Source organism: Mycobacterium sp. NGS69, assembly GCF_059812165.1.
This window is the reverse complement of sequence record NZ_JCALCD010000005.1, coordinates 29,332-50,899: the sequence shown is the minus strand read 5'-3', so window position 1 is coordinate 50,899 and position 21,568 is coordinate 29,332. Positions and strand designations below refer to the sequence as shown.

Annotated in this window: 12 protein-coding genes; 5 read left to right on the top strand and 7 right to left on the bottom strand. The window is 70.3% G+C overall.

What is annotated here, in order from left to right; translation table 11 throughout:
• Window positions 1–20: 20 nt before the first annotated feature.
• Complete coding sequence (locus AC5Y2S_RS16160; RefSeq protein ID WP_499901500.1) at window positions 21–191, top strand: hypothetical protein; 171 nt, start codon at window positions 21–23, stop codon at window positions 189–191.
• A 10-nt stretch (window positions 192–201) separates the two neighbouring features.
• Here AC5Y2S_RS16160 and AC5Y2S_RS16155 read toward each other — a convergent pair whose 3' ends face one another.
• The 4 genes from AC5Y2S_RS16155 to phoU form a co-directional block, all read right to left on the bottom strand.
• Window positions 202–3,105, bottom strand: a complete 2,904-nt coding sequence (locus AC5Y2S_RS16155) for an arylsulfatase (RefSeq protein WP_499957109.1) — start codon at window positions 3,103–3,105, stop codon at window positions 202–204.
• Between the two features lie 54 nt (window positions 3,106–3,159).
• Window positions 3,160–4,677, bottom strand: coding sequence for an APC family permease (locus tag AC5Y2S_RS16150; protein ID WP_499957108.1), 1,518 nt, complete (start codon window positions 4,675–4,677; stop codon window positions 3,160–3,162).
• Between the two features lie 15 nt (window positions 4,678–4,692).
• Window positions 4,693–7,335, bottom strand: a complete 2,643-nt coding sequence (mgtA, locus tag AC5Y2S_RS16145) for a magnesium-translocating P-type ATPase (RefSeq protein ID WP_499957107.1) — start codon at window positions 7,333–7,335, stop codon at window positions 4,693–4,695.
• Window positions 7,336–7,466: 131 nt separating this feature from the next.
• Entirely contained in the window at window positions 7,467–8,132 is a 666-nt protein-coding gene (gene phoU / locus AC5Y2S_RS16140; protein WP_499957106.1) for a phosphate signaling complex protein PhoU, read from the bottom strand.
• Window positions 8,133–8,325: 193 nt separating this feature from the next.
• On the opposite strand from phoU, the gene AC5Y2S_RS16135 reads away from it, so the two are divergent.
• The 3 genes from AC5Y2S_RS16135 to AC5Y2S_RS16125 are packed head-to-tail and all read left to right on the top strand — an operon-like array spanning window position 8,326 to window position 16,143.
• Window positions 8,326–12,777, top strand: coding sequence for a cation-translocating P-type ATPase (locus AC5Y2S_RS16135; protein ID WP_499957403.1), 4,452 nt, complete (start codon window positions 8,326–8,328; stop codon window positions 12,775–12,777).
• 16 nt (window positions 12,778–12,793) lie between these two features.
• Complete coding sequence (locus tag AC5Y2S_RS16130) at window positions 12,794–13,402, top strand: DUF5994 family protein (RefSeq protein WP_499957105.1); 609 nt, start codon at window positions 12,794–12,796, stop codon at window positions 13,400–13,402.
• A 17-nt stretch (window positions 13,403–13,419) separates the two neighbouring features.
• Window positions 13,420–16,143 carry a cation-translocating P-type ATPase gene (locus tag AC5Y2S_RS16125; protein ID WP_499957402.1) on the top strand — a complete coding sequence of 908 codons (2,724 nt, stop codon included), beginning with the start codon at window positions 13,420–13,422 and terminating at the stop codon, window positions 16,141–16,143.
• Here the strand turns inward: AC5Y2S_RS16125 and AC5Y2S_RS16120 are convergent.
• Window positions 16,062–17,600: an FMN-binding glutamate synthase family protein gene (locus tag AC5Y2S_RS16120; protein ID WP_499957104.1), complete on the bottom strand. Its 1,539-nt coding sequence runs from the start codon at window positions 17,598–17,600 to the stop codon at window positions 16,062–16,064. The two genes, AC5Y2S_RS16125 and AC5Y2S_RS16120, sit on opposite strands and share 82 nt — an antisense overlap.
• On the bottom strand, window positions 17,597–18,013 hold the full coding sequence (locus tag AC5Y2S_RS16115; RefSeq protein ID WP_499957103.1) for a CBS domain-containing protein: 417 nt from the start codon (window positions 18,011–18,013) through the stop codon (window positions 17,597–17,599). Before AC5Y2S_RS16115 ends, AC5Y2S_RS16120 begins: the two co-directional genes overlap by 4 nt.
• A 132-nt stretch (window positions 18,014–18,145) precedes the next feature.
• On the opposite strand from AC5Y2S_RS16115, the gene AC5Y2S_RS16110 reads away from it, so the two are divergent.
• Window positions 18,146–20,440, top strand: a complete 2,295-nt coding sequence (locus AC5Y2S_RS16110) for a heavy metal translocating P-type ATPase (RefSeq protein ID WP_499957102.1) — start codon at window positions 18,146–18,148, stop codon at window positions 20,438–20,440.
• On the opposite strand, the gene AC5Y2S_RS16105 is transcribed toward AC5Y2S_RS16110, so the two are convergent.
• A complete protein-coding gene (locus AC5Y2S_RS16105; RefSeq protein WP_499957101.1) occupies window positions 20,429–21,565 on the bottom strand; it encodes a PPE family protein in 1,137 nt (378 codons plus the stop codon). The genes AC5Y2S_RS16110 and AC5Y2S_RS16105 overlap by 12 nt on opposite strands.
• Window positions 21,566–21,568 lie beyond the last annotated feature (3 nt).

Below are 21,568 nucleotides of genomic sequence, written 5' to 3'. Positions count from 1 at the left end.
GCGCCGCCCTCGCAGTCGGGATGGCGATTTCGATCGCGGCACCGGCAGGCGCTGACCCCAGCGTGTTCAACGACCTGTCCTGCAGCTGCCCGCAGACGGTCTCCAACGGCGGGTCCACCGTCGCCGACCAGATCAACCGGGGCATCCAGTCCGGCCTCGCCGGCGGCAACGTCGCCCGGGCCCAGCAGTAATCGGCGGCCTTCAACCCGCGGCGCCCCGCCCGACGGCCTGCACCGCCGCGTGCTCGTGCAGCGCCTTCTCGGCTTCCGGGTGAACGGGTTTGAGGTCGAACACGACCTCCTTGACGGTGCCGGTGAACGCGTAGGGCGCCCGGTCCTCGTAATCGCGGTCCACGACCAGGCCGTTGTCACGCCCGATGTCCATCCCCGCGTACGACGTGAAGGCCAGCGGCACCGTGTTGGCCATCGCGCCCTCGCCGATCAGCCGGTCGCCGGCCCACAGCGTCACCCGTCCGCCCGAGCCCGGCACGGGCTGATCGGATTCGAAGAGCATGCGCACCGTCACGTCCCCGGAGGGAATCGGCTCGGTGGACACCTGCTTGTAGGTGTCCACGCCGAGGAACGAATACGTGTGGCGCAGCCGCCCGCCCTCGTCCACCCATAGCGCGAACCCGCCGATGAAGTCGGCGTCGGCGACGATCACGCCCTGCGCGCCGCCCTCGGGAACTACCAGCCGAGCCTCGATGGCATACGAGCGACCGAAGATCCGGGGCACCATGCCGCGCTGGATGTTCTGCACGTCCCCCTTGAAGGTGAACCGCGTGGTGGTCGGCAGCGGCGGCAGGCTGCCGAACATCACCGCGAGCCCACCGAGCAGGGGCAGCACCCGGTTTCGTTCGGCCTCCTGCCACCACAGCCGCGTGAGCTCCGCGACCTTGTCGGGATGCTCGGCGGCGAGGTCGCGCGCCTGGGAGAAGTCGTCGGGCAGGTAGTACAGCTCCCAGACGTCGCTGTCCGGGTCGTAGGTGCCGGGCGCGAACCGCGCCAGCGTCTGCGGGGATAGGTCCCACGGCGCCTTGTCCAGCCGGGTGCACGCCCACCAGCCGTCTTTGTAAATGGCCCGGCTGCCGAACATTTCGAAGTACTGCACGGTGTGGCGCTCTTCGGCCGCCGCGTCGTCGAAGGTGTGCGCGAAGCTGGTCCCGTCCATGGCTTCCTGGTCGAAGCCGTCGACACTGACCGGCTGCGGTAAACCGATGGCCTCCAACACCGTCGGCGCGATGTCGATGCAATGGGTGAACTGGCCGCGAATGGCGGCGTCGGGCTTGATCCGGCTCGGCCAGGCGACCACCATCGGGTCGCGCGTGCCCCCCAGGTGGCTGGCCATCTGCTTGCCCCACTGGAACGGGGTGTTGTTGGCGTGCGCCCAGGCGCTCGCGAAATGCGGTGCGGTGAACTCGTTTCCGAGCGCCTCGATCCCGCCGTACTGCTCGATGAGCTCCAGTTGGTGGTCGGCGTCGAGCAGCACCCCGTTCAGGAACGTCATCTCGTTGAACGAGCCGGTGACCGTGCCCTCCATGCTGGCGCCGTTGTCACCCCAGATGTAGAAGACGAGCGTGTTGTCGGACTCGCCGAGGTCCTCGATCGCGTCGAGCAGCCGGCCGACGTTCCAGTCCGCGTTCTCCGAGAATCCGGCGAACACCTCCATCTGGCGGGCGTAGAGCTTCTTCTGGTTGTCCGACAGGCCGTCCCACGCCGGGAACAGGTCGGGCCGCTCCGTGAGCTCGGCGTCGGGCGGAATGACGCCGAGCTGCTTTTGCCGTTCAAATGTCTTGCGCCGGTAGGCGTCCCAGCCCTCGTCGAACTGGCCGCGGTACCTGTCGGCCCATTCGGCGAACACATGGTGCGGCGCGTGGGTGGCGCCCGTCGAGTAATACATCAGCCACGGCTTCTCGGCGTCCTGCGCCCGCACGCCGTGCAGCCACTCGACGGCCTTGTCGGTGAGGTCGTCGGGAAAGTAGTAGGGCCCGCCGTCCTTGCCCTGGGGCACGCCGGTGACGGAGTTGTCCTGGGTGATGATCGGGTCGTACTGGCCTGCGGCGCCGGACAGAAAGCCCCAGAAATGGTCGAAGCCCCAGCCCACCGGCCAGTTGTCGAAGGGGCCCGCCGCGCCCTGGACGTTGTCCGGGGTCAGGTGCCATTTGCCGAAACCGCCCGTCACGTAACCGTTGTCGCGCAGGATGCGCGGCAGCGCGGCGCAACTGCGCGGCTTGACCGAGGAATAGCCGGGGAAGGGGCCGGGGAACTCGGTGACCGACCCGAACCCGACCCGGTGGTGGTTGCGCCCGGTGAGCAGGGCCGCGCGGGTCGGCGAGCAGACCGCGGTGACGTGAAAGCGGTTGTAGGTCAACCCATTCTGCGCCACGCGGGTCAGCGTGGGGGTCCGGATGGCGCCGCCGAAAGTGTCCGGGCCGCCGAACCCCGCGTCGTCGATGAGCACGATCAGCACGTTCGGCGCGCCGTCGGGCGCCTTGGCCCCGGGCACGATCGTCCAGTCGCCGACCGAGTCCGCCATGGTTCGGCCGATGGTGCCGCCGAAGGCGCGCTGCGGCAGCGGCAGGCGGGTTCGGTCGGGGTTGAACTTCCCCATCGCCTCTTCCAGCGCCGCACCCAGACTGCGCAGCGTCGAACGGCTCAGCTCCGCAACGGATTTCATCGGAGAGCCGGCGCACGCCTGCTCCACGCCCAGGCGGCCCTCCGCCGGCGTCACGGCGATGATCAGGCCGCTGCCCGCGGCCAGCGCCTGCCCGATCTTGTCGCCCAGCCCCGTCTTGATCCGGTGGTCGGCGAACGTGCCCGCCAGCGCGCCGGCCGCGGCACCGATGGCCGCAGTGGCAAGCAGCGCCGGCGAGAACAGCCCGACCGCCAGGCCGGCGCCGGCCCCCCACGCGGCGCCCCGGCGGCCCAGCCGGTTGCCCGTGTCGAGCAGCACGGCATTGCCGTCGGCGTCCTTGCCGACGAGCACCGCGCCGCGCAGCGCGACGTCCTTGGCCTTGGTTCGCTCCGTCAGCGTTTCGAAGTCGCGGCGAGCCGCGTCGAGGTCCTGGTAACCGGCGACAATGACCAGCGCTTGATCTTCGCTCATAGCGGGACTCCCTCGCAGACGGATAGCGGCGTCGTCGGTCCGAAATATAGACCTCTACTCTGGGGACCCTGTCGGTGTCGCATCGAGGATGGTGATCTCGGTGGCCGCATTGAGCGTCTTGCCGCGAAAGAAGTCGCGGCCACCGGCCGTGGCGCTGAGCACCGCGACCGGGACGCCCAGCACGACCAGACCCATGCCCAGGATGAACACGCCACCGACCGGTCCGACATGGGTTTTGCCGTAGTCGGGCGCGTACATGTCGACCGTGCTCTGCACGAACACCCACGTCATGCCCAGCGCGCCGAGGAGCGGAAGACCGCCTCGCAACCAGAAGTCGCGCGCCGAGGACAGCAGCGTGTGCCGGTAGGTCCACACACACGCGTAGGCGGTTATCGCATAGTAGAAAGCGGTCACCAGGCCCACCGAAGCCACCATGTCCGCCAGCGAGTCACGGCTGAGCAGCGTCATCACGAGGTAGATGGTGAATCCACCGACGCCGACGACCAGGGTGCCCAACCACGGCGTGCGGTATTGGTGGTGTACCCGGGCGAGCCGGCGGGGCAGGGCCCGGTAAACCGACATGGCCAGCATGTTTCGCGCGGTCTTCGCCAGCGAGGTCAGCGCCGAGGCCAATGCTGACGAGCTGATGGCGAGCAGCAGCAGCACCGCCAGGGCGCCGCCCACCACCGGGTCCCCCAGGATGCCGAGGGTGTCGTTGGCGTTTTGCGGATTTTTCAGACCGATTCCGGTGGTGCCGAACCCGGCGTAGGCCTGAATCGCGCAGCTGACCGTCGCATAGGTGCCCAACACCACGACCGTCGCGAGCACGGCGGCCTTGCCGGGGTTCTTGTGCGGGTCTTTGGTTTCCTCCGACACCGACAGGCAGGCATCCCACCCCCAGTATGCGAACACGCACAGGATCATTCCGTGGGCGATCGCCGACGCGGACAGCCCCGTGGGCGCCAGCCAGGACCACTGCGGCATGACTGCCTGCGCACCGGCGTGGTGAGTGAACACCTTCGTCAGAGCGACCATGCTGACCAGTGCCAGCATCGCAAACTGCGCGCCCACCAGCACGGCCTGAGTCCGCTCGGTGACGCCGATGCCCCGCACGCACAGCAGCGTCAATACGACGATGGCCAGCCCGGCCACTATGGTCTGCACGGCCATCGAATTCGCCGCGGCATGCAAGTGCAACGCCTCGAGCAGGTAGATGGCGGCGATCTGCGCGCCGTTGCCGACGGCCACGACGGCCGCGATCACTAAGCACCAGCCGGCCAGCCAACCCACCCACGGACCGAACGCGCGGGTTACCCAGGTGAAAGTGGACCCGCAGTCGGGGGTCTCGTGGGCCAGTTCACGAAAAGCAAAGGCGGTGAGCATCATCGGAACAAATCCGATCACGAATAGCGCGGGGGTCTTGGCGCCGGCCGCCGCAACCATACCGGCCAGCACGGCGGCCAAACTGTAGGCCGGAGCCACCGACGAGAGCGCGATGACGAGGCTGCCGGTCAGGCCGACAGCCCCCGACCGCAGCCCCTTACCGGCGACCGGGCTGGCGGCAAGACTCATCCGATGGCCGACCGATCAAGTCCGGGCGTGGTGCGAAATGCCATTGACGTAGTGGAAGCGCGCGGCGCGGCGCCGGATGCGGTGGGCGTCCCCGCGGGTGCGGTGTGGCAGGCCGGTGTGCATCGGCTCGACGTAGAACATCAGCTTGGCGAGCTCCACGAGGACCAGGTAAGTGCCGACGAAGCCGGCCAGCACGGCAAAGAACTGCCACGGCAACGTCGTGAAGCCGAGGGTGTGGGCCAGCGGCGAAATCGTCAGCACAACGCCGACCGCGACCACTGTCAGGCTGGTGATGGTCAGCGGGACGCTCGCTCGACTGCGGAAGAACGGCACCTTGCGGGTGCGGATGGCGAAGATGATCAACGTCTGCGTCGCAAGGGATTCCACGAACCAGCCGGTGCGGAACTCGACGGCGCCGGCGTGCAGCACGCCCAGCATCAACCCGAACGTCAGGAAGTCGAACAGGGAGCTGATCGGCCCGAAGATCAGCATGAACCGGCGGATGAAGGCGACGTTCCAGTGCGACGGCGCGTGCAGCTGCTCCGCGTCGACCCGGTCGGTCGGGATCGCGAGTTGCGAGCTGTCGTAGAGCAGGTTGTTGAGCAGGATCTGGCTGGGCAGCATCGGCAGGAAGGGCAACAGCGCCGAGGCGGCGGCCGCGCTGAACATGTTGCCGAAGTTGCTCGAGGTGCCCATCAAAACGTACTTGATGGTGTTGGCGAATATCCGCCGTCCCTCGGCGACACCGGTGGCCAGCACGCCCAGGTCCTTTTCCAGCAGCACCACGTCGGCCGCGTCCTTGGCGACGTCGGTGGCGCTGTCGACCGAGATGCCCACGTCGGCGGCGTGCAGGGCGAGCGCGTCGTTGACGCCGTCGCCGAGGAAGCCGACGGATCGCCCGTGGCGGCGCAGCGAGACGATCAGCCGCGCCTTCTGCTCGGGGGAGATGCGGGCGAAGATCGTGTTGTTGCGGGAGGCCTCGGCGAAGGCGTCGTCGTCGAGGGCTTCGAGGTCACCACCGGTGACCGTGCCCTTGGAGGCCAAATCGAGGTCGGCACAGACCTTTTCGGCGACCCGCGGATTGTCGCCGGTGGCGATCTTCAGTTCGATGCCCAGGGCTGACAGCTGCGACAGGGATTGGCGCGCAGCGGGTTTGGGTTCGTCGGCGAAGACGAGGAAGCCGACCAAGGTGAGGTCGCGTTCGTCGTCGGTGGTGACGGCACTCAGCTCGCCGGCGGGCCGGACGGCCACGGCCACCACCCGCCGGCCGGCGGCGAACAGGCCCGCCAGGGTCTCGTCCGCCGCCGCCGGCGTCTCGCCGCAGCGGGCCAGCACCTGTTCGGGCGCGCCCTTGACCACGAGCACGCGTTTCCCGTCGTCGTCGACCAACACCGACGTCGCGCGGCGCTCGTGGTCGAACGGCAGGATGGCTACCCGGCGCACCGCGTCGCCGACCAATTCCTGCGCCCCCGGGGATTCCCAGAGCGCGGCGTCGAGCGGATTGGCGCTGACGCCACCGGAATCCGGGTCGACGTCGGTGGCCAGCAGCCCCAGCCGGCGCACCGGGTCGGCGTGCGCGCCGGCCGGGTCGATCGCGTCGACCAGGCGGAGTTGGCCCTCTGTCAGGGTTCCGGTCTTGTCGGTGATCAGGATGTCGATGTCGCCCAGGTCCTCGATGCACACCAGCCGTTTGACGAGCACCTTCGACTTGGCCAGCTGCCGCGACCCGGTCGCGAGGCTGGTGCTGACCACCGCGGGCAGCAGCTGGGGCGTGATGCCGACCGCGATCGCCAACGAAAACAACACCGAATCGATGATCGGCTTGGCCAGCAGCAGGTTGCTGGCCAGGATAATCACCATCAGCGCGATCGCGACCTGCAGCAGCAGATAGGAGAACTTGCGCAGCCCCACCTGGAACTCCGTTTCGGGCTGCCGCTGATCCAAACCCGCCGCGATGCGGCCGAATTCGGCGTTGCGGCCGGTGGCGTAGACCACGCCGACGCCCTCCCCGGCGCTGACGATGGTGCCCATGAACGCCAGGTCCGTCGATTCCGCCAGCTCGGCGCCCGCGGGTACCGGCTGGGGTGATTTCTCCGAGCCCGTCGACTCCCCGGTGAGGATGCTTTCGTTGCATTCCAGGCCGGTGACCTCGATCAGCCGGACATCGGCGGGCACGGCCTCACCCAGCGACAGCCGGATCACGTCGCCGGGCACCAGGTCGGTGACGCTGACCGTGACGAATTTGGAGTCGCGGCGCGCCAGGGCGTTGTGGTGCACCCGGCCGTGCAGGTCGGCGGCGGCTCGCTCGGCGCGATACTCGTTGACGAAGCCCAAACCGATGCTGGCCGCCAGGATTATCCCGATGATGACCGCCTGCATGCTGTCGCCCAGGAAGTACGACACGATCGCGGTGCCGGCCAACAGGATCAGCACCGCGGAGCGTAGCTGGCGGCCCAGCACCGCGAGCGCGTTGACGTGATGGGTCCGCACGGCGTTGGGGCCGTGCCGCTCCAGCCGGGCCGCCGCCTCGGTGCTCGACAGCCCGGCGGCCGAGCTGTCCAGCCATTCCAGGACCGCCTCGGCGGGGGCCTCGGCGACCCGTTTGGCGGTCAGCGGCGCCGCGTCCGGCGTGGCGGTCAGGTTCGGCCTCAGCGACATTGCATGGGTCTCCTACGTCGATCCATCCCGGACGATGTCATGTGCGCCGCCCGTTCGCATTGGCAATACCGGTTGTTTGCCAACTCGCCACCCACTGGTCAATCACCGAAAGCCCGCGGGGCCAACCACTCTCAGTAGGTCGATATCTGGTCCTCGGCGGGTAGATCGCCGGTGACCGCGAAGATGACGCGGCGACCGACTTCCACGGCGTGGTCGGCGAAGCGCTCGTAAAAACGGCCCAGCAAAGCCGTTTCCACACCCACCGGGACGCCATGCTTCCAATCGTCATCGATCAGCACGCTGAACAAACCCCTGTACAGCTCGTCCATCGCGTCGTCCTGTTCGTGGAGTCGGGCGGCAGCCTTCGGATCCCGCGACACCAGCACCTGTTTTACGCTGTCGCCCAATGCAATCGCCACCTTGCCCATGTCGGCGAAACATTGGCGGACCTCCTCGGGCAGCACCTGCTTCGGGTGCGCCCGCTCGGCGATCTTGGCCACGTGTACGGCCAATGCGCCCATGCGTTCCACGTCGGCGATGATCTGTATGCCCGCAAAGATTGCCCGCAGGTCACCGGCTACCGGTTGCTGTAAGGCCAAGAGCGCGAACGCCTCTTTTTCGACTTGCGCTCGCATCGCCACGATCTGCTGGTGGTCGCGAATCACCCGCTCGGCGGCCGCGATGTCATCCTCCAGCAAAGCCTGGGTCGCGCGCTTCATCGCGATCCCGGCCAGTCCACACATCTCCCCCAATTGCGTGGCTAAGACCTCTAACTGTCTGCGATAGGAGGTTCGCATCGGTAGGAGCCTCTCGGAACCTGAGTTGTCGGAGTCCACGCCTGAGATGTTCGCCTGATTTCGGCGACTTCCGCAAGTGACGAAAGCCACCCGAAGGGGGTCTAATCGGCTCCTGCGACCGACCCCCCGCCGGATTAGTCTTCGACACATGTCGCGGACCCACTGGCTGGCAGCGCCAGTGCGCGTCGCCGCCATGAGCACCCGGATGGCCGTCACCGTCGGCGCGGTCGCCGCGGGGACTGCCGGAAGCACGGCTCTACTGGGCGGCAGCATTGCGGCCAGCCTGGGCCGGTCGGTAACCCGTGCCGCGCCGGACTTTTCGGCGTTGGCCCGCGCGGCGGTGGGCATGTCGATCGAGGCTGTGGGAGGCCCGCCGGCGCGGCGTAACAGCAGCAACGGGCCGCGGCGCTGGATCGAAGTGCGGGGCCTCGGCGGCGAGCACGCTTCGGCGATCGCCACCGACGTGCTGGCCGCAGTCCGCGCAGCGCCCGGCGTGCGCGAGGCTTTTCTGAACCCCACCCTCGCCCGCGTGGTGGTGACGGTGGACGCGGACGGGCCCTCGGTCGCCGAGCTCGGCCGGATCGTCGCCCGCGCCGAACAGCGAAACCGAGCGCGGGCCCTGCTGGCGCACCCGGCCAGCCTGCCCGGTGACGATGCGCTGCTGATGGGGCGGACGATGACGGCCGCGGCCGCAACTGTGGGGCTCGGCCTTTCGCTGACCGGCAGCCTGCTGCGCCTGCCCCGGCTGCCCGACTTGGTGGCCGTTCCTACCACGCTGGCCGACCACCACCCGCGGGTGCGCCGAGAGCTGGAGCGGCGCCTGGGGCCGGAAGGCACCGACGTGTTGTTCGGTTTCGTCAACTCCGCGACGGCCGCGTTGACCCTGTCGCCGACAGCCGCGGCCGCGGAGGCCGCCACCCGCACGATGCTCGCGGCCGAGGCGTGGAACTCTCGGCTGACATGGGCCCGGCATGAATGGGTGCTGGGCGGCCGGGCGGTGCCCGACGACGCGGCTCTGACACCTGTGCTGACACCAAGAAGCATCCCGAATCCGCCCGACGGGCCCGCGGAACGCTACGCCAACCGTATCGGCCTGGCCGGCGTCGGCGCCGCCGCCGCGGTCGGTGTGCTGTCGCGCAACCCCGACGCCGCCGGCGCCGCCGCGCTGACCGCCGTACCGAAGCCGTTGCGCACCGTGCGTGAGGCCTTCGGCGCCGCGATGAGCCGCGGCCTGACCACCCGGCACGACGCCCTCGTACTGCGTCCCCGGGCATTGCGCACACTCGACCGGATTGACGCGATCATGGTCGACCCGCGAGCGCTGTACACCGACGAATTGACGGTCAGTCGCGTTCTGGGGGTGGACAATTCGGAGCGCGCCCGTGCCTGGGAAGCGGTTCGAACGGCGCTCGACACCGACGGCGTGCGGCCCGGATGGCACCGGCTGGCCGACATCCCCGGAGCCGGCGACTCGGGCGAGGCACTGATCAGCCCGGTTCGCGATCCGTTCGCCGCGGCGGTGCTGACCGAGGCGCGGCAGGCGCAGCCACGGGTCTTCTCTCTCGACGACGACGGACTGCGTTCCCTGGCACAGGGATTCGACCAGCTGTATCCGGCGGACGGGTCGATCGACCACGCGGTGGCGGCGGCCGTCGCCGAATTGAAGGCCGGCGGTGCCACCGTCGCGTTGTTGACCACGTCGGAGATGCAAGCCTCGCACCGGTCCGACGTCACGATCGGCGTGCTGCGGGACGGACACCCCGCACCTTGGGGCGCCGATTTGATCGCGAAGGACCTCACCGGCGCTTGGCGGGTCTTGCACGCGCTACCCGCCGCGCGCGCCGCCACCGACGGCGCCGTCCGGTTGTCGGCCTCGGCCTCGGCGCTCGGCGCGCTGATGCTGATTCCCGGTGTGCCCGGACGCAGTTCGGCATCGGTCAATGTCGGCATGGTGGCCAGCCTGTGGTTCGGATACCGGGCGGCGCTGAAGGCGCTCCGGGACCCGCTGCCCGAGCCCGAAGCCGGGCACGAATGGCACGGCCTGCCGGTTGCCGAGGTGCAACGGCTGCTGCCCCGCCCTCCGGACGAGCACCACGAAGAGCTGTCCGCGTGGTGGCAGAAGCTGCCGCCGGTTCGCGCGCTGCATGACGCGAGCGTGGCATCGTGGGGATCCGTCCGCGATTTCGTCGACGAGATGCGGGGCGACCTGGCGGACCCGATCACCCCCCTGTTGGCCACCGGCGCGCTGGCCAGCGCGCTGCTCGGCTCGCCGCTGGATGCGGTCCTGGTGGGCAGCGTCCTGCTGGTCAACGCCGCGCTGTCGGCCGAGCAACAGCTGCACGCCGAAGGCATCCTGAATCGCCTACTGGCCGTGCAGGATCCGCCCGCGCGACGGCGCGTAGGCCCACTGGATGCACAGCGACGCGAGAAGGTGCCGACCGAGCGGCTGCGCCCGGGCGACATCATCGAGGTTCACGCCGACGAGGTGGTTCCCGCGGACGCCCGGCTGCTGCACGCACTGAATGTCGAGGTCGACGAATCCACGTTGACCGGCGAGTCACTGCCGGTAGCCAAGCAGACCGAACCCACGCCAGGCGCCCCGCTGGCCGAACGGACCTGCATGATCTATGCCGGCACCACGGTGGTCGCGGGCACGGCGGTGGCCGTGGTGACGGCGGTGGGTTCGCGTTCAGAGATGCGCCGCGCGTTGGCGATGGCACCGAGGAAGTTGCAGGAGATCGGCCTGCAGCGACAGTTGCGGCACATCACCCGCCGGGCGTTGCCGTTCAGCGTGGCCAGCGGGGGCCTGGTGGGATTGCTCAGCGTTGCGCGGGGCACCCCGTTGCGGGAAGCCGTGGGTAGCGCGGTCACGCTGATCGTCGCCGCCATTCCGGAAGGGTTGCCGCTCGTGGCGACGCTGGCCCAGCAGGCCGCCGCCCGCCGCCTCACCGGCGAATCGGTGCTGATCCGCAACGCCCACGCGATCGAGGCGTTGGCCCGGTTGAACGTGGTGTGCTTCGACAAGACCGGCACGCTGAGCGAAAACCGGCTCAAGGTCAAAGCGGTGCGTCCGATGGCCGGCTTCACCCCCGGTGAAGTGCTGGACGCGGCGGTCACCACGAGCTACGAACGGCACACCCACCGGGTGGAGCACGCCACCGACGACGCGATCAACCAGGCGGCCGACGACCCCTCGCTCCGCGACGGTTCGCCCCCGCAACCGCGACCGACACGCGACGCGTTCCTGCCGTTCCAGTCCGGTCGCCCGTTCGCCGCCGCACTCGTCGGCACCCGGCTGACCATCAAGGGCTCACCCGAGGTGCTCTCGTCGGCGTTGCTCCGGGACGACGAACCGCTGGCGCAACAGATCGACGCGATGGCGGCCGACGGGTTGCGGGTGTTGGCGGTCGCCGAGCGTCAACTCAGCACGGATCAAGCCGCGGCGGCCGCGGCCGATCCCGACCGGCTCGAGGCGCTCTGCACGTCGCAACTGACACCGATCGGTCTGCTCGGGTTGGCCGATACCCCCCGGCCCACGGCCCCGGCCGTGCTGAAGGCCCTCGCCGACCGCAACATCGGGGTCCGGTTGATCACGGGGGACCATCCCACCACCGCGGCCGCGATCGCCCGGGAGCTCGGCATCGACGTCACCGCCGAGCAGGTGATCACGGGCAGCGATTGGGAAGCGCTGTCGTCCGGCCAGCGGGCCGAGGCGGCGAAGTCGCGGCTGGTCTTCGCGCGGATGACGCCGGAACACAAGATCGCCGTGGTCCAGACCCTGGAGCGAGCGGGGTTGGTCACGGCGATGGTCGGTGACGGCGTCAACGACGCCGCCGCTATCCGGGCCGCCAGCGTGGGCGTCGGGGTGGCCGCGCGTGGCAGCGATGCGGCCCGCACCGCTGCCGACGTGGTGTTGCTCGATGAGCGGATCGAGGCCCTGCTGGACGCCCTCGACGAAGGCGAGCAGCTGTGGCGGCGTGTGCAGTCGGCGGTGTCGATGCTGCTGGGCGGCAACCTCGGCGAGGTGTGCTTCGCCCTGCTCACCACCATCCTGACCGGGCGCTCGGCGCTCAACGCCCGCCAGATGCTGCTGGTCAACATGCTGACCGACGCGCTGCCCGCCGCCGCATTGGCCGTCAGCCCGCAGAAGGGCACCGCCGAGGTCGACCGCGACGAGGCGGCAATGTGGCGGGCGATCGGGATTCGTGGCGCATCCACCACGATCGGCGCCACGCTGGGCTGGACGATGGGCAGCGTGACGGGCACACCGCGCCGCGCGGGGACGGTGGCATTGATCGCGTTGGTCGGCTCGCAACTCGCCCAGACACTGGTCGACTCGCAGGCCCCGCTGGTGGTGTTGACGACGGTCGGCTCCCTCGGCGCCCTGGTGGTGGTGATCAGCACCCCGGGGGTGAGTCAGGTGTTCGGCTGCACCCCCGTGGACCCGATCGCCTGGGGTCAGGGTTTGACCGCGGCCGCGGTGGCGAGCCTGGTGTCGGTGGTAGCTCCCGACCTGCTTCTCCGTGTGTCCGAGATCACGCAGCGACGGCTCAGGGATTGGCCGCTCGTGTCGCGGGTTGGTCAGCAAGCCCTTACCGTTGGAGGCAGCGTCCCCGGTGCGTCGGGCAGCAACCCCAGGAGTTAGCGGACAGGTGGTCGAGATGGAGCGCGAAAGTCGGTTGCAGCTCAAGCCATTTCGGGCTGCGGCGGAGCATGTCGACGGAGCCTGGTGGCCCCGGTCGAGGCACCTGGTCGACGAGTTGCCGGCGTTGGTGGCCTCGGTATCCGACCGGCTGGGGCAGGTCGTGATGATCGGCTACCGCCGCAATGGCTGGGACGCGACGCCGCCACTGGTCGAGATCGCCGGCCGCACTGTCGAATTGCTGGGGTTCACCAGTGACGAGCCGACCAGCGTCATCCTGATCGGCGCGGACGGTCGTCACATCACGCTGCACGTCATCCGGCCGGACACCAGCGAAGAGGCCGCCCGGCAGGCGTTGGACGAGGCGCGGGGAACCGCCGACGCCGGCGACGCCCCGGCCGGCGTTCCGACAGTAGCGAAGTCGGTCGCCGACGTCGCGGCCAAGCTCGACCGCCACGAAGGGCACAACGACCCCGAGCGAACCGCACAGATCATGCGCTGGTGTGAGGAGGCCGCTCGACAGTTCGTCGATGCCCCCGTCCAGGCCTTTGTTCCGATCCTCGTCGAACACATCGTCCGGAACCGGATGATGGAATCCCGCGTCAAGGCCGTCGCCCCCGCGCCCTAGCCAGCGCGACCGTGTCGGTGGTAGGCGCCCTTACCGATCCCGATCCCGCACGGCTCGATTCGCGAGCCGTCGTCGAACGCCTGCGGACCGATCCCGGCCGCGGGTTGACCACGCAGGAAGCCGCGCGGCGACTCGTCGAGGTCGGTCCCAACACCGTCGAGGGCGTCGCGCCGGTGCCGACGTGGAAGAAGATCGTCGCGCAGTTTCGCAGCCCGTTGATCTACCTGCTGTTGGCCGCCCTGATCGCGTCGCTCGCGGTGTGGGCCGTCGAGGGGGCCACCGGCTGGCCCGTCGACGCGGTGGTGATCGGCGTCATCCTCGTCCTCAACGCGGTGCTCGGTTACGTCCAGGAAGCGCACGCCGAGCACGCGGTTGATGCCCTGTCACGCATGACGGTCGGCACGGCAACCGTCGTACGTGACGGGACGCCGCACAAGGTCCCCGCGAGCGAGCTGGTGCCCGGCGATGTGCTGCTGCTGGCCGAAGGCGACGCCGTCGCCGCCGACGCCCGGCTGCTGTCGAGCGCCGGGCTGCAGGTGTCGGAGGCCGCACTCAACGGAGAAAGCGAACCCGTTGCCAAAGACGCCGGCGCCGTGGCGGACCCGGCAGCACTCGGGGACAAGCTCAACATGGTGTTCAAGGGCACCGCGATCACCAAGGGCGCCGCGCGGGCGGTGGTAACCGCCACGGCGATGGCAACCCAGACGGGTCAAATCGCGAGCCTGGTGCGCGCCGTCGGCAACGCCGAGACGCCGCTGCAGCGCGAGGTCGCCCGGGCCAGCCGGCTGCTGGGGATCGCCGTGCTGGCGATCGCCATGGTGGTGATCGCGACCATCTTCGTCGTCTTCGGCATCCACGGCGCCGACGACGTGATCACGGCCGTACTGCTCGGCATTTCGCTGGCCGTGGCCGCCGTGCCGGAGGGGCTGCCCGCCATCATGTCGGTGGTGCTCGCGCTGGGGATGCGGCGGATGGCCGCGCAAAGCGCGATCGTGAAAGAGCTGTCCTCCGCGGAGACGCTGGGTTCGGCGTCGGTCGTCTGCTCCGGCAAGACCGGCACCCTCACGACGGGCGAGTTGACGATCGAGCGGGTTGTCACGCCGCTGGGCGAGGTCGTCGTGACGGGCGCGGGATACCGGCCCGAGGGCCGCCTGGAGCGCGACGGGGTTCCGCTCGAGGAGGGCAGCGACCTGTCGCGCCAGGCCGCGTTGGTGCTCGACGGGGGCGGCGCCGAGGCCACGCTCCAGCAAAAGGACGGGCACTGGACCATCGAGGGTGATCCCATCGAGGCGGCGTTCCTGGTGGCCCGGGCGAAGACCGGAACGCGTCACCGCTCACCCACGGTCCCCGCGGAACGGGGCGACCCCGACGTGGTGCTCGACCACTGCGCGTACCTGAGGATCGGTGATCGGCTGGAACCGCTCGACGACCCGACGAGGGCGACGATCCGGGGCGACGCCGAGCGGCTCGCGGGCGACGCGTTTCATCCCGTGGCGGTGGCGTACCGGTTGCCGGACGCAACGGAGGGGGTCCTGGCCTACGTGGGCATGGTCGGCATCACGGACCCACCCCGCCCGGAGGCGGCCGAAGCCATCGCCAGCGCGCACGGCGCCGGGGTCAGGGTCGTGATGATCACGGGCGACCATCCCCGCGCGGCGGCCCGCATCGCCCGGCAGCTGGGCATCGAAGACGAGGAGTCGGCGGTATCCGGCGCCGAGCTGGCCGCGCTGGACGACGACGGCCTCCGGGAAACGGTCCGCCGCCACTCGCAGTACACCCAGGTCGGCCCACTGGACAAGCTGCGCATAATCGACGCCCTGCACGCCGACCACGAAATCGTCGCGGTCACCGGCGAGGGCATCAACGACGCTCCCGCGCTGAAATCGGCCGACATCGGCATCGCCATGGGCCGCACCGGCACGGAGGTCGCCCGGGAAGCGGCCAACATGATCCTGGCCGACGACAACTTCGCGACCATCGTGCAGGCCATTCGTGAGGGCCGCGGCATCTTCTCGAACATCAAGAAGTCGCTGCGCTACCTGCTCTCCTCCAACATGGGGGAAGTCCTGACCGTCTTTTTCGGCGTCGTGCTCGCCGGCGCGGTCGGCCTGACACAGGGGCACACCGTCGCACTGCCGCTGCTGGCCACGCAGATCCTGTGGATCAACCTGCTCACCGACGGCGCTCCGGCGTTGGCGATGGGTGTCGATCCCCAGACCGAAGACGTCATGAGCCGCCCGCCACGCTCGGCGACGGATCGGGTGATCGACGGCCGGATGTGGAACAACTTCCTGGTGATCGGCTCGGCCGTGGCGGCCGCGACCCTCGTCGCGATTCATCTGTATGTGCCCAGCGGTCCCCTGCCGTCGTCCGTCGACACGGCTCGGACCGCGGGCTTCACCGTGCTGGTGATCACGCAGCTGTTCAACACCCTCAACGCCCGCTCGGAGACGCAGACCGTGTTTCGCGGCTTCTTCGCCAACCGCTGGTTGTGGGCGGCGATCGCGCTGTCGGCGCTGCTCCAGGTGGCCGTGGTTCAGCTGCCCTTCCTCAACAAGGCCTTCACCACCGAACCCCTCTCGCTGGACCAGTGGCTGGTGTGCACTGCCCTGGCCAGCACCGTGGTGTGGGTCAGCGAATTGCGCAAACTGATACTGCGCTACGTCGACAAGCGACGCGCCATGAGTTCCGTGATGGCCGCGACGTCGGCCGGGCCGGGCACGCCCCAGCCGGGCCGGTAGTCGAGCAACTCGTCGGCCCGCACGGTCTTGAGGTCGACGTCGAGCAGCTCGATCGCCTCCAGCGGCACCAGGGCCGGGTGCACCTGGCCGCAGGCGCGCGCCAGGCACAGCAGCTCGAAGCGCAGGGTGGCCAGATAGTTGGCGCAGCGCACCGATTTCAGCGCCGGGTCGAGGCCGTGTTGCAGCCACGCGGACTGGGTGGCGACGCCGGAGGGGCAGCGGCCGGTGTGGCAGCGCTGGGCCTGGATGCAACCGATGGAGAACATGGCGGTTCGCGCGACGTTGATCATGTCGCAGCCCGCGGCCAGCGCCAGCAGGGCGTTCTCCGGGATGCCCAGCTTGCCCGAGCCGATGAACACCACGTCGTGGTGCAGGCCCGCCTCGGCGAAGGCCCGGTAGACGCGGGGCAGCGCCCACTTGAAGGGCAGGGCGACGTGGTCGCTGAACACGAGCGGGGCCGCGCCCGTGCCACCCTCGCCGCCGTCGACGGTCACGAAGTCGACGCCCCGGCCGGTGCGCGCCATGCGCTCGGCCAGCTGGAGCCAGAACGCATCCTCCCCGACCGCCGACTTGATGCCGACCGGCAGGCCGGTCTCGGCGGCGATGGTTTCCACCAGGTCGAGCAGCCCGTCGACGTCGCGGAACGCGGAGTGGCCGGCGGGGCTCTTGCAGTCCACCCCGACCGGAATGCCGCGGATGGCGGCGATTTCGGGGGTGACCTTGGCGCCGGGCAGCATGCCGCCCAGGCCCGGCTTGGCGCCCTGGCTCAGCTTGATCTCGATGGCCCGGATCGACGGCGTGGCGGCGACCCGGTCGATCAGGCGGGGCAGGCTGAACGTGCCGTCGTCGTCGCGGCAGCCGAAGTAGCCGGTGCCGATCTGCCAGACCAGGTCTCCGCCGCCCAGGTGGTACGGCGACACCCCGCCCTCGCCGGTGGTGTGCAGGGCACCGGCCAAAGCCGCGCCCTTGTTAAGCGCGGTGACGGCCGCGCCCGACAGCGAGCCGAAGCTCATCGCCGAAACGTTGACCAGAGACGACGGCCGGAAGGCCCGCGCCCGGCCACGCGCGCCGCCGAGCACCTTTCCGGCCGGCAGCGGCACCGACGGGTCCGGATGCTCGGGTTCGCCGGCGGGGGTGGGCACCGGGAACGCCGCGTGCTTGATGACCGGGTAGTTGTGCACCCGTTCCAGGTCATTGTCGGTGCCGAAGCCGAAGTAGCGGTTGCTCAGCTTCGCCGACGTGTACACCCAGCGCCGCTGGTCGCGGCTGAAGGGCCGTTCGGCGTCGTTGTCGGTGACGATGTACTGGCGCAGCTCGGGGCCGACGGCCTCGAGGAGGAACCGCAGGTGACCGACGATCGGGTAGTTGCGCAGAATGGTGTGGCGGCGTTGCAGCAGGTCCCAGGCCGTCAGGCCGGCCAGGCTCCCGCCGACGAGGCCGGCCAGCCGGGATTTCACGCGCCGTAGGCGCCGTAGACGCCGAGCAGGTCGCGGGCCGAGACGATCCCGGCCAGCGCGCCGTCGCGCTCCACCAGGACGTGGCGGATGTAGTGATCCATCATCCGGGCCGCTACGTCGTCGACCGTCGCCTCGGCGTCACACCACACAAGCTTGGTGCTGGCGATGTCGGACGCGAGGACGGTCGCCGGATCCTTGCCCGCGGCCACCACGCGGACGACGTCGCGCTCGCTCACCAGCGCCGCGGGCCGCTCGTCGTCGCCCACCACGACGGCCCCGACGTCGCAGTCCGCGATGGCCATGGCCACGTCCGCGACGGTGGCGTCGGCGGCCACGCGCGCCACCGGGTCGCCGGTGATGGTATGGATCGGGAGCGAGCCGGGGGTGAGCCCGGGTGCAGAAAAGCCAGTCACGCCAGCAATGTTCACCGGAACTTGGCCAACCTTTCTAGTGACCTGAGTCCCTAGTTCAGGGACACCCGGCCCTATTTAACGAGGCGAGGCCGGTTCAGGCTGGCTGCAGACCCGTCTCCCGAAGGGAATGGTGTGGGCGGTAGGGGATCCGCGATTTTGGTCGCGGGCAGTGTTGGCACGCTGGCGTCGGGCGGGATCGCCTGGCTGGCCGGCGCGCAGCGCGTCGCCGACGGCTGCTGGATCGCCGGCACGGTGGTGGCGCTTGTCCCGGCGGTGGTCTGGGTGGTGGCGGGGCTGCGCCACGGCCGGTTCGGGGTCGACCTGATCGCGGTGCTGTCGCTGATCGGCACGCTGGCCGTCGGCGAGTACCTCGCCGGCGCACTGATCGCGGTGATGCTGGCCGGCGGGCGGGCGCTCGAGGCCGCGGCCGAGCGGCGCGCGTCCCACGACCTGCGAGCCCTGCTCGAGCACGCCCCGCGGTTCGCCCGCCGGCGCGTCGGATCCACGGTCGCCACGATCGGGCTGGAAGAGGTCGCGATCGACGACCTGCTGGTCGTCGGCTCCGGCGAGGTGGTGCCCGTAGACGGGCGCGTCGTCGGCGCGGTCGCGGTGCTCGACGAGTCGGTGCTGACCGGCGAGCCCTTGCAGGTGGAGCGCGGCGCCGGCGAACCGGTGCGCAGCGGGGTGGTCAACGCCGGCGGCGCGTTCGAGATGCGCGCCACCGCCACCGCCGAAGCGAGCACGTACGCCCAGATCGTGCGGCTGGCCGCGGAGGCCGGGGCGCAGAGCGCGCCGGTGGTGCGCCTGGCCGACCGGTACGCCGCGTGGTTCCTGCCGTTGGCGCTGGCGGTGGCCGGCGCGGCCTGGCTGGCCAGCGGGTCGCCGGTGCGGGCCGTGGCGGTGCTGGTGGTGGCGACGCCGTGCCCGCTGCTGCTGGCCGCGCCGGTGGCGATCGTGTCCGGGCTGTCGCGTGCCTCGCGGCACGGCGTGGTGATCCGCAGCGGCGCGGCCTTGGAAAACCTCGGGCGCGCAACGACTCTGGTGATGGACAAGACCGGCACGCTGACCATTGGGCGCCCGGTCGTCATCGAAGTCGCGGCCGCGCCGGGGCGCGACGCTATGGAAATCCTGCGGCTGGCCGCCTCGGTCGACCAGCTGTCCCCGCACGTGCTGGCCGAGGCGATCGTTACCGAGGCGCTGGCCCGCGGCCTGCGGCTGGAGCTGCCGACCGACGTCGTCGAGGAACCCGGGCGCGGCGTCACGGCCACCGTCGGCGATCGGCGCATCCAGGTCGGCAAGCTGGGCGGCGACACCTCGACGGAATGGGCCCGGGCCGCCGCGAACCGGGCCTTGCTGGACACCGCCGCGATCGCGTGGGTGTGCGTCGACGGGCGACCGGCCGGTGCGGTGCTGCTGCGTGACCCGCTGCGCCGCCACGCCCCGCGCACCGTGCGGCGGCTGCGCGCCGCCGGGTTGCGCCGGGTGGTGATGCTCACCGGCGACCGCGCCGGGCCCGCCCGCGAGGTCGGCGCCGTGCTGGGGCTGGACGAGGTCTACGCCGAACAGAGCCCCGCGGACAAGGTCGCCGCGGTGCGCGCCGAACAGGAGCGCGCGGTCACCGTGATGGTCGGCGACGGGGTGAACGACGCCCCCGCGCTGGCCGCGGCCGGAGTCGGGGTCGCGATGGGCGCGCGCGGCGCCACCGCCTCCTCGGAGGCCGCCGACGTGGTGCTGACCACCGACCGGCTGGAGCGGCTCGCCGACGCGATGGACATCGCGCGGTGGTCGCGGCGCATCGCGGTGCAGAGCGCCGTCGTCGGCATGGGCCTGTCGCTGGTCGCGATGGCCGTCGCCGCGGTGGGCTGGCTGCCGCCCGCGGCCGGTGCGCTGCTGCAGGAGGGCATCGACGTCGCCGTCATCCTCAACGCGCTGCGCGCCCTGCGCGGCAACCCGGCGGTCGAGGTCGACCTGCCCGCGCGAACCGAACGGATGTTGCGCCGCTTCGACGCCGAACACGACGAACTGCGCGACGCCATCGGGCTGCTGCGCGAAGCGGCCGACCGCCTGGCAGAAGCGCCCGATCAGGCTGCACTGCAGGCGATTACGCGCGCACACGGCTTGCTGGTCGAGCGCGTCCTGCCGCACGAGCGCGCCGAGGAAACCGAGCTCTACCCCGCGTTGGCCCATCCCCTGGGCACCGGCGAGGCAACCGCGACCATGAGCCGGACCCACGCGGAGATACAACGGCTGTCGGACCGGATCGGCGCGCAGGTGGAGTTTGCCGCGGCCAACGGCTCCATCGGAGGAGACCAGGTCGACGACCTGCTCGCCTGCCTGTACGGGCTGTACGCCCTGCTGCGCCTGCACTTCGCGCAGGAGGAAGAGAACTACTTCACCCTGGCCACCGACGAGGCATCAACCGGCTGAGGGCGGGCGGGTCATGAAGGTGCCCTTGATCTCCAGCCCGTATTCGATGTCGTCGTAGTCGCGGCCCCCGCGCTTGCCCTTGTCGCGCGGCGCCACCGGCGGCATCATCGGCGGCGGCATGAAGGGGAAGCCGGATTCGTCGGCGGCCAGCGGGGACACCGCCGCGGCGAGCGCCACCGCCGGCTTCGACGCGGACAGAAGCCCCACCATGGCGGGCGGCGCGGTCAGCTTGCCGAGCGAAACCCCGACGCCCACCGCCGCCGTCGGCGCCGTTCCGGCCGCCCGGACCGCGTCGGCGAGACCGGCCTCGACCCCGCCCAGCGCGGCCTCCCCCTCCGCCAGACCCTGACCCACGTCGGTGCCCACGCTCTGCAACGCCTGGGCCGAATTCAGCTGCGCCAGGTAGCTGAGCAGGTTGACGGGAATTCCGCCCGCGATGAACTGGTCGCCGTACGCGTTGAGCAGGCCGAACCAGCCCTTCTGGGGGTTGAAGCCGAAAGGGGTGCTGAGCACGTTCGTCAAGAAATCCCCCAGCGGGGTCGACGCCGCCGGGGTGGTGGCGGCGGCGGACGTGGCGGTGGCCTGCGCGGCCGCCGCCGTCGGGCTGACGATCGCGGGCGGCGGCGAGAACTGCGCCAGCCGGGTGGCCTGTGCCGACGTCGCCGCGTAGCGATTCATCGCTGCCGAGTTGTTCACCCACATGCCCTCGTACTCGGCGTCGGTCTGGGCGATCGCCGCAAAGTTGGTCCCGAGCCAGTTGGTGGCGATCAGCTGCGCCAACCGGGTCCGGTTGGCCGCGACCTGAACCGGAAAAACCACCGTCCGGCGGGTCAATTCGAATGCCGCCGCGACGGCCTGCATCGAGGAGCCGACCCGCTCGCACTGCTGCGCGGTGGTGGCCAGCCAGGTGAGGAAGGGGTCGACGGCCCGGGTCATCGCCGCCTCGGACGGGCCGCCCCAGGCCTCACCCAGCGTCGAGAGCACCGAGCCGTAGCCGGGCAGGGATTCCTCCAGCTCGACGCCCAACAGCTCCCACGCGGCGGCAGCCTCGATCAACGACTCCGCACCGGGTCCGGAGTGGATCAGCGCCGCACTAATTTCTGGGGGCAGCGTCCCGAAGTCCATGCC